11 protein-coding genes and 1 other RNA gene are annotated in these 13,458 nt (G+C 38.8%); all 12 read left to right on the top strand.

Annotation, left to right across the window (positions count from 1 at the left end):
* The first annotated feature begins 32 nt into the window (after positions 1-32).
* The 12 genes from tpiA (at position 33) to ssrA (ending at position 13,398) form a co-directional block, all read left to right on the top strand.
* Entirely contained in the window at positions 33-794 is a 762-nt protein-coding gene (tpiA, locus tag FC748_RS18255) for a triose-phosphate isomerase (protein WP_025220484.1), read from the top strand.
* Complete coding sequence (gene gpmI, locus FC748_RS18250; protein ID WP_108031037.1) at positions 787-2,328, top strand: 2,3-bisphosphoglycerate-independent phosphoglycerate mutase; 1,542 nt, start codon at positions 787-789, stop codon at positions 2,326-2,328. The genes tpiA and gpmI overlap by 8 nt, the downstream gene beginning before the upstream one ends.
* A gap of 2 nt (positions 2,329-2,330) precedes the next feature.
* Entirely contained in the window at positions 2,331-3,623 is a 1,293-nt protein-coding gene (gene eno / locus FC748_RS18245; protein WP_024363916.1) for a phosphopyruvate hydratase, read from the top strand.
* Between the two features lie 421 nt (positions 3,624-4,044).
* Positions 4,045-5,160 carry a DUF262 domain-containing protein gene (locus tag FC748_RS18235; protein WP_108031036.1) on the top strand — a complete coding sequence of 372 codons (1,116 nt, stop codon included), beginning with the start codon at positions 4,045-4,047 and terminating at the stop codon, positions 5,158-5,160.
* On the top strand, positions 5,150-5,815 hold the full coding sequence (locus tag FC748_RS18230; protein WP_108031035.1) for an MAE_28990/MAE_18760 family HEPN-like nuclease: 666 nt from the start codon (positions 5,150-5,152) through the stop codon (positions 5,813-5,815). The genes FC748_RS18235 and FC748_RS18230 overlap by 11 nt, the downstream gene beginning before the upstream one ends.
* 507 nt (positions 5,816-6,322) lie before the next feature.
* A complete protein-coding gene (gene secG, locus FC748_RS18225; protein ID WP_024363917.1) occupies positions 6,323-6,550 on the top strand; it encodes a preprotein translocase subunit SecG in 228 nt (75 codons plus the stop codon).
* A 205-nt stretch (positions 6,551-6,755) separates the two neighbouring features.
* A complete protein-coding gene (locus FC748_RS18220; RefSeq protein ID WP_024363918.1) occupies positions 6,756-7,502 on the top strand; it encodes an alpha/beta hydrolase in 747 nt (248 codons plus the stop codon).
* 37 nt (positions 7,503-7,539) lie between these two features.
* A complete protein-coding gene (gene rnr / locus FC748_RS18215) occupies positions 7,540-9,987 on the top strand; it encodes a ribonuclease R (RefSeq protein ID WP_108031034.1) in 2,448 nt (815 codons plus the stop codon).
* A 61-nt stretch (positions 9,988-10,048) separates the two neighbouring features.
* Positions 10,049-10,516: an SsrA-binding protein SmpB gene (gene smpB, locus FC748_RS18210; RefSeq protein ID WP_024363920.1), complete on the top strand. Its 468-nt coding sequence runs from the start codon at positions 10,049-10,051 to the stop codon at positions 10,514-10,516.
* 396 nt (positions 10,517-10,912) lie between these two features.
* A complete protein-coding gene (locus tag FC748_RS18205; protein ID WP_024363921.1) occupies positions 10,913-11,452 on the top strand; it encodes an RNA polymerase sigma factor in 540 nt (179 codons plus the stop codon).
* Complete coding sequence (locus tag FC748_RS18200) at positions 11,433-12,797, top strand: anti-sigma factor family protein (protein WP_108031033.1); 1,365 nt, start codon at positions 11,433-11,435, stop codon at positions 12,795-12,797. The genes FC748_RS18205 and FC748_RS18200 overlap by 20 nt, the downstream gene beginning before the upstream one ends.
* A gap of 245 nt (positions 12,798-13,042) precedes the next feature.
* Positions 13,043-13,398: a transfer-messenger RNA gene (ssrA, locus tag FC748_RS18195) on the top strand.
* The last annotated feature ends 60 nt before the right edge of the window (positions 13,399-13,458 follow it).

Raw genomic sequence — 13,458 nt, 5'->3', positions numbered from 1 at the left:
TTAGCAAACATAATAGATAGGAGGCATAAACGATGCGTAAACCAATTATTGCAGGTAACTGGAAGATGTATAAAACATTTGAAGAGGCAATACAGTTTGTTGAAGCTGTGCAGGATAAACTACCTTCAAATGACAACGTAGATGCAGTTATTTGCGCACCGGCACTATTCCTACCAACGCTTGTGCAAATTGCTAGTGAATCTGAATTAGCAATTGGCGCACAAACAATGCATTACGAAAATGAAGGGGCGTTTACTGGCGAAATTAGCCCTGCGCAACTTGCGAGCGTTGCTGTGGACTATGTCATCTTAGGCCACTCTGAACGACGTGAGTATTATAACGAAACAGATGAAGCTATTAACAAAAAGGTGGCTGCAGCACTTTCGCATAATATCGTCCCAATTATTTGCTGTGGTGAAACATTGCAAGAACGTGAGGCTGGTACGACAGAGCAAAAGGTAGCTGGTCAAATTACAGCAGCACTTGCCGGTTTTGCGGCACAGGATGTGGAGCATATGGTACTTGCCTATGAGCCTATCTGGGCAATCGGCACAGGTAAAACAGCAACGGCAGAAGATGCCAACCAAGTATGTGGTGCTATTCGCGCAGTTGTTGAAAAATTATACGATACCGCAACAGCACAGGCTGTTCGTATTCAATACGGTGGTAGCGTAAAGCCTGATAATATTGAAGAATTGTTATCAAAAGAGCATATCGATGGTGCGTTAGTCGGTGGTGCGAGCTTACAAGCCGAATCATATTTAAAATTATTGGAGGCGGCTGCAAATGCCTAAAAAGCCAGTAGCATTAATTATACTAGATGGTTTTGCATTTCGTGATGAAACATTCGGAAATGCAGTTGCGCAAGCAAAGAAACCAAATTTTGATCGTTTTTGGAATCAGTTTCCACATGCAACATTAACAGCGGCAGGTGAAGCAGTAGGGTTGCCAAATGGTCAAATGGGGAACTCTGAAGTAGGACACTTAAATATTGGTGCCGGTCGTATCGTCTATCAAAGCTTAACACGTTTAAACAAGTCGATTCGTGAAGGAGACTTCTTTAAAAACCAAGCATTTTTAGATGCTGTAGCGCATGTGAAAGCACATGGGTCGAAGCTACATGTAATGGGTTTACTATCAGATGGTGGTGTTCACAGCCATTATGAGCATATGTTTGCGCTGTTAAAGCTAGCGAAGGAACAAGGCGTAGATGAAGTATTTGTTCATGCATTTTTAGATGGTCGTGATGTAGGTCCAACGACAGCAATCAACTATATTGAAGAAACTGAAAAACAAATGGCTTCGATTGGCATTGGTAAATTCGCTTCGATTCATGGTCGCTATTATGCAATGGACCGCGACAAGCGTTGGGATCGAGTGGCATTGACGTATAATGTGCTGGTGGATGGTGTAGGACAAACAGCGGACAGCGCAATTGCTGGTGTGACGGAGTCCTATGAGCGTGAAGTAACCGACGAATTTGTTATTCCATTTAGTGTGCAAGAACATGGTGAAGCCGTTGCGACAATTGCAGATAATGACGCGGTTATTTTCTTTAATTTCCGACCTGACCGCGCAATTCAATTATCAAAAGTATTTACAAATCCAACATTTGACGGGTTTGCGCTCTCTGCAAAACACCCGCAAAATGTAAAATTCGTATCGTTCACTCATTATAGTGATGAAGTGAATGCGCAAGTTGCTTATGAAAATGACAACTTAAAAAATACGATAGGTGAAGTGTTAGCCTCTAATGGGAAAACACAGCTTCGTATTGCAGAAACAGAAAAGTATCCACATGTTACATTCTTTATGAGTGGTGGTCGTGAGGAGAAATTCGCTGGTGAAGAACGTATTTTAATTGCTTCTCCAAAGGTCGCAACATACGATTTAAAACCTGAAATGAGTGCATATGAAGTAACAGAAGCATTGCTTGCAGAGATTGCAGCCGATAAATTTGATGGCATCCTTCTAAACTTTGCGAACCCCGATATGGTGGGACATAGTGGCATGTTAGAGCCAACGATCAAAGCAATTGAAGCAGTGGATGAATGTCTTGGGAAAGTAGTAGATGCTCTGCTGGCAAAAGGCGGTGCAGCTATTATTACAGCTGACCACGGTAACTCTGACGAGGTTGTTACGTTAGAAGGGGAACCGATGACAGCTCATACAACAAATCCTGTTCCAGTAATTGTGACAAAACCAAATTTAATGTTAAGAAATGGTGGCATTTTAGCCGATTTGGCGCCAACCATGTTAGAATTATTAGAGGTGTCACAACCTATTGAAATGACAGGGAAATCATTAATCGAAAAAGAGGAGAATTAGTTATGCCATTTATTACACAAGTTTATGCGCGCGAAGTTTTAGACTCACGTGGGAACCCAACAGTAGAAGTTGAAGTATTTACAGAATCAGGTGCTTTTGGTCGCGCAATCGTGCCATCAGGTGCCTCTACAGGTGAATACGAAGCGGTAGAATTACGCGATGGTGACAAATCACGTTACCTAGGCAAAGGTGTATTAAAAGCTGTCGAAAATGTAAACACAATTATTGCACAAGAATTAGAAGGTAATTTCTCAGTTCTTGACCAAGTAGTAATTGACAAAGCTTTAATCGAGCTAGATGGCACAGAAAACAAAGGTAAACTAGGTGCGAACGCAATCCTAGGTGTATCAATGGCAGTTGCACATGCTGCAGCAGATTATTTAGATGTACCTCTTTATCAATATCTTGGCGGTTTCAACTCAAAACAATTACCAGTACCAATGATGAACATCTTAAATGGTGGTGCTCATGCGGATAACAACGTAGACATCCAAGAATTCATGGTAATGCCAGTTGGCGCAGAAAACTTCCGTCATGCATTACGTATGGGTGCTGAAATTTTCCACAGCTTAAAAGCAGTATTAAAAGACAAAGGCTACAACACAGCTGTAGGTGATGAAGGTGGTTTCGCACCGAACCTTGGTTCGAACGAAGAAGCAATCACTGTAATCCTTGAAGCTATCGAAAAAGCTGGCTACAAAGCTGGTGAAGAAGTGAAATTAGCAATGGACGTTGCTTCTTCTGAATTATTTAATAAAGAAGACGGCAAATACCATTTAGATGGTGAAGGTGTTGTCAAAACATCTGAAGAAATGGTGGACTGGTATGAACAGTTAACGGCTAAATACCCAATCATCTCAATCGAAGACGGCTTAGATGAAAACGACTGGGCTGGTCATAAATTATTAACAGATCGCATTGGCGCTCGCGTTCAATTAGTAGGAGACGATTTATTCGTAACAAATACGAAAAAATTAGCTGCTGGTATTGAGCAAGGCGTTGGTAACTCAATTTTAATCAAAGTAAACCAAATCGGTACATTAACAGAAACATTCGAAGCAATCGAAATGGCGAAACGCGCTGGTTACACAGCTGTTATCTCTCACCGTTCTGGTGAATCAGAAGATGCGACAATCGCTGATATCGCAGTTGCGACAAATGCTGGTCAAATCAAAACTGGTGCGCCATCTCGTACAGACCGCGTTGCGAAATACAACCAACTTCTACGCATCGAAGATCAACTTGGTGCAACATCAGAATACCTTGGTTTAAACTCTTTCTATAACTTAAAATAAGGTGTTACTTGTATGAAAAATGGTTTGAACTTAGACATATACGACACTTTAGTAAGGCTTGAGCTATGTCATATATTTAAGTGAATTTAGTAATACAACTGTATTGTTCAACCCCTGATTTATAAGTGTGATAAACACTTATAAATCAGGTTTTTTCGTGGTTATTAAAGACTTGTTAAAAGAATTTATATTTGAATTGCAGATTAAAAATTATCCAAATCGTACCACCATAGAGACTTACAGCTATAACACTGTTCGGTTTATTAAGAATACTCTGAATAAATACCAAGAAATTTCCCAAATTGAAGTCGTTTCTTCTTTACTAATACAACCGTACAGAATATTTCTAAAATAAGTATTTTCAATTTAATGTTATACGGTATAATTGTAAGAAGATTCCACATTATTAGGAGGATTTAATATGACCAATCTTGAAGAGATTCTAAATGTAAAAAGAAGGAACATACATACTCAACAGTATAATATGTCAGTAGGGGAAGTAATAAATTTATATAGAGATCAAGAGCTATATCTAAATCCCATATTTCAAAGATTCTATAGATGGACTGATATACAAAAATCTAAATTAATTGAATCAATACTTCTTGGAATACCTATTCCTCCCATATATGTTTCCCAGAGAGAGGACGGAAAATGGGAAGTTATTGATGGATTACAACGACTTTCAACAATATTAAATTTTGTTGGATTATTGAAGAACAAGGAAGGGGAAATTATTGAACCTTTTGAATTGCTTGGAACTGAAGACGTTCCAGAATTAGAAGATCTAAAATGGGATGGAGATCCGTCCTCTGAAAAATGTTTTACATCTACACAAAGAATTGATTTTAAAAGATCGCCATTAACAATAGTAATTGTCAAAAAAATAAGTGATTTCAATGCTAAATACGATCTTTTCCAGCGGTTAAATACGGGTGGGACTACATTATCTGACCAAGAAGTACGAAATTGCTTATTAGTTATGGAAGATGAAACATTTTTTGAGTATATCGAAAGGCTTGCACATTATCCGTCTTTCCTTGATGCAGTTTCTTTGTCTGATAAGTCATTAAATGAACAAGAAAACATAGAACTTGTTTTAAAATATTTCATTTTTAAAAACATTGCTATCACTGAAATTAAAGAGCATAATGATTTAAATTCATTACTCACTTCAAAGGCTATAGAATTTTGTAAGCAAAATAACTTTGATAGAGATTCAGAAGAAACCTTATTTAAAAAAACCTTTGATAAAATAAATATGGCAATGGGTGATAAAGCATTTAAAAAATATAACGCAGATAAAAATAAAGCATCAGGAGGTTTCTTAATATCTGGTTTTGAAGCAATCGCAATTGGTATCGGATATAATCTACAAAGACATACCCTAATTGATGAACCATTGATTGAAGAAAAATGTAAAGAACTCTGGACTCACTCTGATTTCCGTGAGGTATCTGGTAGTGGTTCCAATGCTAAACGTCGCCTGCCCGTATTGATACCGTTAGGAAAGAGTCTGTTCTCCAATGAAAATTAGAACATTAGAACAATATTTTGATACGATATCAGAAGAAAAGGCTTGGCGAATAAAGGAATTATCAAATTGTCTTACAATGATTGAAACATCAAGAGAAGCACATAAAAAAATGGTTCTTAGAAATGGAGTAACTTTACTGTATGCACATTGGGAAGGATTTATTAAGCAGTTATCAAAATATTATCTAAACTATGTTCATTATCAAAATCACTCTTTAAATGAGCTTTGTCCAAATATTCTTGCATTATGTTTAAAAAGTGAATTAAACGAACTTAATTCCTCAAATAAGACCTCGTTACATACTACTTTTATCAAGGACTACTTCGACAATTTAAATAAAAAAGCCAATGTTCCATATGAAAAAGGACTCTACACAGGTGCCAACCTAAATTCTGAAAGACTATCAGAAATACTTTGTGCTTTAGGAATAGATCAAAAGGAATATGAAGATTTTTATAATTTAATTGATGAAACCCTACTTAAAAATAGAAATGCAATAGCTCATGGTAACTTTGTTTTAATTGATGAGATTAGATATAAAGAGCTTTATGATATTATTACAAATTTAATGTTCGATCATTTTTTCATTGGTATCAGTAATCTTGCTGCACAAAAAGAATACATTAAGGAGGAAATTAGAAACGTTGCTGTATAGATATATTCATATTTGATCGAATTTAATAAACAGAGACCAAGAATTTTACTTGGTCTTTTTTTAAATTTATTTAGATATTCAATATATAAAATATTGATTTTATACTTTTCGAATGACTTAGAGAAAAATTTTAAAAAATGTACTATTAGGACGAAACTAAAGGGTATACGGTTACATTTTAAAATAGAGTAAAAAGAATTCTAGTAACTAACTGAGGAAGATTAATCATGTACACAAGGTATACAAATGCCCATACCTCGTTATTCCTATTTATAAATACTTGTAAAGATGGGTACATAGTAAGCCGAACCCCCCGCTTGTGCGCAGATGTTGCGTCTTACATTGAATGCATTACGCAGGACTAAGTGGGTTTTATTAATGCTTAAATGTAAGAGAATTCGAAATTGTTTCGGTGCCTGTCACCCTATATTCTGTGTTTGTCATGAGAACCTTTATTTGTTATAATATAGTATGTTGTGATGTTTCAAAGTTCGGGAGGTGCAGTGTATGCATACAGCAGTATTAGTAGCTTTAATTATCGTATCATTAGCATTGATTGTCGTAGTCTTATTACAATCTAGTAAAAGTGCAGGCTTGTCAGGTGCCATCTCGGGTGGAGCTGAACAACTATTCGGCAAGCAAAAAGCACGTGGTATGGATTTAATTCTTCACCGTACAACAATTGTATTATCCATTTTGTTCTTTATTTTAGCAGTTGCGATTGCAAAACTATAATAGTTGAAGATATGCCGCCTAACCTCGAATGGTTGGGCGTTTTCTTTTATCTTTTAGTTCAAAGCGTAATGTTGATATTATGTACATAGTTAAACGAAGATAAATTAGGTATGAATTATACTAAATATGCACTAAAATAAGCCAATGTATCATGGATATGGCTATAATAGAGAGTATATGTTTTACAGTGAAGGAGAACTTGCGAATGAATAAATCATTATCACAGCCATTTTTCTTTCAAGCAGGCCCTCGTGCTGTGTTATTATTACACGGCTTTACAGGTAGCTCGGCAGATGTGCGTATGCTTGGTAGATTTTTAGAGAAAAAAGGGTATACTACATTAGCGCCGCATTATAAAGGCCACGGTGTGCAACCTGAAGAACTCATTACAACAGGTCCAGCCGATTGGTGGCAAGATGTCAAAGCGGCCTACCAACAATTACAAGATGCTGGCTATCAAGAAATTGCGGTGGCAGGCTTATCACTTGGCGGTGTGATGGCTTTAAATGTAGCGCTCAACAATCCTGTACAAGGTATTGTGACAATGTGTGCACCAATGACCATGCGAACAACAGACGTAATGTTCGAAGGCGTCTTAAAATATGCAAAAGACTATAAAAAATTTGAAGGTAAAACTGAAGCGGAAATTGATGCAGAAGTGGCGTTAATTGCTGACAAAGGGATGCCATCATTACAAGAACTTCGTGAGTTTATTGCGCAGACTCGAAAAGAAATTGATATGATTTATGCCCCTATATTTGTCGTACAAGCGACAAATGATGAGGTTATAGAGACAGAATCTGCCAACATTATATATAATCAAACTGAGTCACTAGAAAAGTATATCAAGTGGTATGAAAACTCAAAACATGTCATTACATTAGATCAAGAAAAAGATCAACTACATGAAGATATTTATCGTTTTTTAGAAGGGCTAAATTGGGCACACTAAAAATGAATAAGGATTTTTATATGAGGGAGGGAATAGTATGACAGACAAAAAAGATTCACTACAAAGTCGTTTACTCGATTTTTTCGGTGAAGAAGAATATAAACCATTAACCGTTGGAGAAATCGAAGACGAATTCGGGTTTGAAGATGCAGAAGAATTTAAGGAGCTTGTCAAAACGCTTGTGCGAATGGAAGGGCAGGGCTTAGTTGTTCGCTCACGCTCCAATCGCTATGGCTTACCGGAGCGCATGAATTTACTCCGTGGTAAATTTATCGGTCATGCAAAAGGATTTGGCTTTGTGACACCAGATATTGAAGGGATGGATGATGTATTCATTCCACCGCACGAAGTAAATGGTGCCATCAATGGCGACACGGTCCTAATTCGCGTATTAAAGGAATCCTTTGGCGATCGCCGTGAAGGCACTGTGACAAAGGTTGTGGAACGCGGACAAACAACATTTGTAGGCACATTCCAAGCAAATAGAGGATTTGGCTTCGTCGTATTGGACGATAAAAAACTACCAATGGACATCTTTATCGCAAAAGGCGATACATTAGGTGCGGTTGATGGTCACAAAGTTGTCGTGGAAATTGCCACATGGCCAGAAGATTTAAAATCAGCAACAGGCTATATTACAAAAATTTTAGGGCATAAAAATGACCCAGGTGTCGATATTTTATCGATTCTGTATAAACATGACATTCCACCAGAGTTTCCAGAAGAAGTCATCGCTGCTGCACAACGTGTGCCAGATGAAATTTCACCAGCCGATTTAGAAGGTCGTCGTGATTTACGCCATGAAACCATCGTTACTATCGATGGTGCAGATGCCAAAGATTTAGATGATGCGGTAACAGTGACAAAAAATGTAGACGGTACTTACAAGCTTGGCGTACATATTGCAGATGTCAGCTACTATGTAACACAAGGCTCTGTAATTGATATTGAAGCATATGACCGAGCGACAAGTGTCTATTTAACAGACCGCGTTATCCCAATGATTCCACATCGACTGTCAAATGGTATTTGTTCATTAAATCCACAAGTAGACCGACTAACGCTATCATGTGAAATGATTATTGATGGCAATGGGAATGTGATTGCACATGAAATTTTCCAAAGTGTTATTAAAACGACAGAGCGTATGACGTACAAAGATGTTTATAAAATTCTAGAAGAACAAGATGAAGCACTAATTGCTCGCTATGAGTCGCTTGTACCAATGTTTAAAAACATGGCAGAGCTATCGAAAATTTTACGCCGCAAACGTGAGCTACGTGGTGCTATTGACTTTGACTTTAAAGAGTCGAAAGTAATCGTCGATGAAGATGGCTGGCCAGTCGATATTGAACTGCGTGAACGCACTGTAGCAGAGAAGTTAATTGAAGATTTCATGCTTGCTGCCAACGAAACAGTAGCAGAACATTTCCACTGGATGAATGTACCGTTCCTATACCGTATTCACGAAGATCCAAAGCCAGAAAAACTACAACGCTTCTTTGAATTCGTCACAAACTTCGGTATTTTAATTAAAGGTACAGGCAATACGGTGCATCCAAAAGCATTGCAAGATGTGTTAACAGCCATTGAAGGCATGCCAGAGGAGCCAGTTATTTCGACGATGTTACTACGCTCTATGCAACAAGCGAAGTACTATCCAGAAAGCATTGGTCACTTCGGTTTATCGACAGATTTCTATACCCATTTCACATCACCAATTCGTCGTTACCCTGACTTAGTTGTCCACCGTTTAATTCGCACGTACTTAATTAATAAAGATACGTCGAAAGAAACGCTTGCACAATGGGCAATGGCAATGGATGAAATTGCCGACCATACATCTGAACGCGAACGTCGTGCAGTTGATGCAGAACGCGATACAGACTCGCTGAAAAAAGCACAATATATGTCTGATAAAATCGGTGAAGAATTCGAAGGTATTGTGTCTTCTGTTACAAACTTCGGTATCTTTATCGAGCTACCAAACACGATTGAAGGACTTGTGCATATTAGCAATATGACGGATGATTACTATCGCTTCGATGATCGCCAAATGATGATGATTGGGGAACGTACAAACCGCCAATTCCGCATCGGTGATGAAGTCAAAGTACGAGTTGCAAACGTCATTATCGAGGAGTCATCAATTGACTTTGAAATCGTAGGAATGGTAACTTCTTATGGAAGAACAAGAAAAGCCACACCTACTGTTATTCATGCACGTAAAAACTATAGCGACAACAAAGACGGACGCAGTAGCCGAAGCAATCGTTCAGGCGGTGGCAGAGGTCGCCGTGACGAGGAAAAACCAAGCCATGGCGACTCTTCAAAACGCAGAGAACGCGGTGACAGTGATCGCGATCCACGTGGCCGACGCAAAGATAGCTCAAGCCCTGGCCCGAAAAAAGGCGTAAAACAAAAACAAAAGTTCTACGAAGGCATCGCCAAAAAAGGCAAAAAGAAAAAAACAAAACGTAAATAATGAAAAAATCCAGCGTGAGCAGGCTAAGTCCTGCTCAACCTTTGAATAGAGGGTGAACTAAATGGCAAAAGGTACTGGGAAAGTATTAGCACAAAATAAAAAAGCGGGACATGACTACTTTATTGAAGACACAATTGAAGCGGGCATGGTACTAACAGGCACAGAAATTAAAGCTATTCGTGCAGGCAAAGTCCAATTGCGCGACTCGTACGTTCGAATTACAAACGGCGAAGCATGGATTAGCAATATGCACGTTAGCCCATTCGACCAAGGGAACCGTTTCAACCATGATCCATTACGCGCCCGTAAATTGCTCCTACATAAAAAGCAAATCGGCGAACTAGTCGGCGCAGTCAAACGCGACGGTTACACCATTATCCCTTTAAAAATGTACATTAAAGACGGCTACGCCAAACTACTAATCGGCGTCGGCAAAGGGAAAAAAGACTACGACAAACGCGACGACATGCGCAAAAAAGAAGCAAAACGTGAAATGGAACGCACCTTCAAAGCAAAAAATCAATACTAGTAGATTACGAGGAAGGCTCACCACTTGTTGTGGTGAGCTTTTTTCAATGATGTTCGCGGGTATTTGAGAGGGTGAGGAGGTTTACCCGCGGAGTGATGGAGAATACCAGCGAAATGGGGTGATTTATCCGCGGATTTGTGGATAATACCCGCGAAGTAAGATGGTTTACCCGCGGAACAATGAGAAATATCCGCGAAGAGAAGTGGTTTACCCGCGGAATAAGGGAGAATATCCGCGAAGAGAGATGGTTTACCCGCGGAATAAAGAGAAATACCCGCGAAGTAAGATGGTTTACCCGCGGAACAAAAATAATATCACCTAAAGAACAAAAAATTTTCCATTTACTTGAGATTTTTTAAAAGTTTTTACGTTGTTAAAGTAAGGAGGTGGGGTCTCATGGATATGCAGCTGATACAAAAAATCATTGCCGGGGATCAACAAGCTTTTCGCATCATTGTTGACACATATAAGCAGCCACTTGTCAGCTATTTAACATATCAAACGAACGACGAGGAATTGGCGAAAGATATTGCACAAGAATCATTTATCAAATGCTATGAAAACTTACTTCATTTTAAAGGTGGTTCTTTTAAGGCTTGGCTTTTTCGTATCGCGATTAATCAACTGATTGATTTTAAAAGAAAGCATAAGGAAGATGCAACACCACTTGAGGAAACGCCCTCATTAGAAACACCAGAAGTATTAATAATCAAAAAAGAACAGAACGCGTTACTTCAGCAATGGCTTGCAACATTGGAACACAAAACGCACCAAGTTTTCGTCCTAAAGTATGCCAGTAATTGCTCCTATGAAGAAATCGCTGAGACACTTAATATTCCAATATCGGAAGTACGAAACCGACTGCATAGAACAAAGAAACGGCTAAGAAACGCTATGTTGAAGGGAGAGATTAATAATGAACTGCTTATCAACTGAAGAAATGCACGATTTTATCGATGGACGAATAGAAGATAACAAAATGATGCAAATGGACAAGCATATTCAATCATGCGCAACCTGCTCTGCATTATTGGATGAACAACTTGCAACCGAACAGCTAATAAGCTACCTGTTTCCTCTGGTACATGTTGACGATTCATTTACAAATCAAGTGATGAATCAATTACCAAAGAAAAAGACTTCACTTACAAAAAAGCGAGACTGGCGAGCAACTTTTGTAGCAGTCGCATTCGTCACAGCGGCATTATTATTTCTAGTATTCTCGACTATGCAGCAGGAGCCAGCAACTAGTTCTACACCCATTACGATAAAAGTAAAAGACGTTAAGCTCACAGACGCTTACATTACAGTGACTCTAGCTACATCTGGCTACAATGGTGATGAAAATTTCTTCAATGAAGCAACCGTGGGAGATGTAGCACTCGTACTACCAAGCGGAAAAAGTGAAATAGCTAGTTATGCTGCCGAGCAATCAATGAATGAAATTAAATTTGAGTTCCCCTTATTTAATGTGACACATGATGAATTTAAACTTCTTTTTAACTATCAACACATTTATGATGTAGATGGTCAGTGGACGTTTGAAGTACCGATTGATCGCAAGGAATTGTTAGCTCAAACAGAGACTGTCACGCTACGTTCTGCGTTTGAAAAAGACGGCGTTGACGTAAACTTTATCCGTGCGCAACATGGACCACAGAACTCTCTCTTCAAATTTGAAACAAAATTTGCGGAGAACATGGCAACATTTGTAGAGCAACAAGTAGAAAAGTTTACAGCTGATTTACCGCTAGCAGAAAAAGAAGCTTATGCAGGTTATAATGCACAAATATTATATGACGTTATTGACGCTGATGGACAAAAATTAAAACGCTCGATTCCTGAAGATAACGTCAATATTCAAAATGATCGCTACGCTCATACTGAAACAATTAGTGCCTATCCAAGTGTAAAAGAAGGTGGCTATATAGCTGTTACTGGTGCCAAGTTTGAGTTGCCGACGAATGTCCGACATCCGCTAACTTTGGACCAATTACCGTACTCCTTTACTTATAAAGATACAGTATATGAAGTAAAGCTCTTACCCAACCAACGTCTTGAAATTTCGTCAGACGCAAAGGCAACGACGATTAACGACTGGCATATTACAGTGAATAATAAACCAGCATGGGATACAGCCCGTGTCCGAAAAGATAAGGAAAAACAGTATACAACAATCACATTCGATGAGGGGATTCAATTAGATTCGTTTATCCTTTACGGCCAAACAGAATTACAATATGTTTACTTTGATGAACCAATTCGTGTGGATATACGATAACCTAAAAACACCTTTTGATTAATAATTTTCAAAAGGTGTTTTTCATATACTATGCTTTTTGGGCGTTGAAAGGGGACCTATCAATCTGTAAATAAGGCACTATACTTGAAGTACAGCTTGGTTTGTTTTATAATATGAATTGTTAATGCCAGCATGTATTGAAGCGTAGTACTACTCTTCAACCGTACTAGAAGCAATTCTAGCTCTTTGTTTGATCGACGCCACGAGCCTCGCATCATATTCAAGGGGACGTTACGGATTCGACAGGGATGGTTCAAGCTTTGGTCGCGCGTCGGAGGTCTCGGCTCCGTCATCAACGGAAGTTATATAATAACTGGCAAACAACAAAACTTAGCTTTCGCAGCGTAAGCTCGTAAGCGCTCTGCCTCTCTATCGCCCATGTAGAGTACGTAGGGCCCAACTTTAGTGGGATACGGTCGATGGTGCCACCTGAGTCACCGGCAAGAGATTTCCAGGTTAGCGTACAGGACGCCTGTTTGTCGGCATAATGCTACGCGAATCGCAAATGGACAAACTACACGCGTAGAAGCTGAAGTATTGGAGTCTTTGGACGCGGGTTCGACTCCCGCCGTCTCCATTAGCAAAACCCAAAAAGTATGTATTTGTTTCACGAAAAATAACATACATTTCACGTTTGGGA

Origin of the sequence: Lysinibacillus sphaericus, assembly GCF_005217585.1 — a bacterium.
Taxonomy (GTDB): domain Bacteria; phylum Bacillota; class Bacilli; order Bacillales_A; family Planococcaceae; genus Lysinibacillus; species Lysinibacillus sphaericus.
Note: the sequence above shows the minus strand (reverse complement) of the source record. Positions and strands in the feature narration are given on the sequence as shown.

Excerpts from the sequence above, each read along its gene's own strand:
- FC748_RS18230 (WP_108031035.1), top strand. The coding sequence starts at position 5,150 with ATGAAAATTAGAACATTAGAACAATATTTTGATACGATATCAGAAGAA.
- tpiA (WP_025220484.1), top strand. The coding sequence starts at position 33 with ATGCGTAAACCAATTATTGCAGGTAACTGGAAGATGTATAAAACATTT.
- eno (WP_024363916.1), top strand. The coding sequence starts at position 2,331 with ATGCCATTTATTACACAAGTTTATGCGCGCGAAGTTTTAGACTCACGT.
- rnr (WP_108031034.1), top strand. The coding sequence starts at position 7,540 with ATGACAGACAAAAAAGATTCACTACAAAGTCGTTTACTCGATTTTTTC.
- FC748_RS18220 (WP_024363918.1), top strand. The coding sequence starts at position 6,756 with ATGAATAAATCATTATCACAGCCATTTTTCTTTCAAGCAGGCCCTCGT.
- gpmI (WP_108031037.1), top strand. The coding sequence starts at position 787 with ATGCCTAAAAAGCCAGTAGCATTAATTATACTAGATGGTTTTGCATTT.
- FC748_RS18235 (WP_108031036.1), top strand. The coding sequence starts at position 4,045 with ATGACCAATCTTGAAGAGATTCTAAATGTAAAAAGAAGGAACATACAT.
- secG (WP_024363917.1), top strand. The coding sequence starts at position 6,323 with ATGCATACAGCAGTATTAGTAGCTTTAATTATCGTATCATTAGCATTG.
- smpB (WP_024363920.1), top strand. The coding sequence starts at position 10,049 with ATGGCAAAAGGTACTGGGAAAGTATTAGCACAAAATAAAAAAGCGGGA.
- FC748_RS18205 (WP_024363921.1), top strand. The coding sequence starts at position 10,913 with ATGGATATGCAGCTGATACAAAAAATCATTGCCGGGGATCAACAAGCT.
- FC748_RS18200 (WP_108031033.1), top strand. The coding sequence starts at position 11,433 with ATGAACTGCTTATCAACTGAAGAAATGCACGATTTTATCGATGGACGA.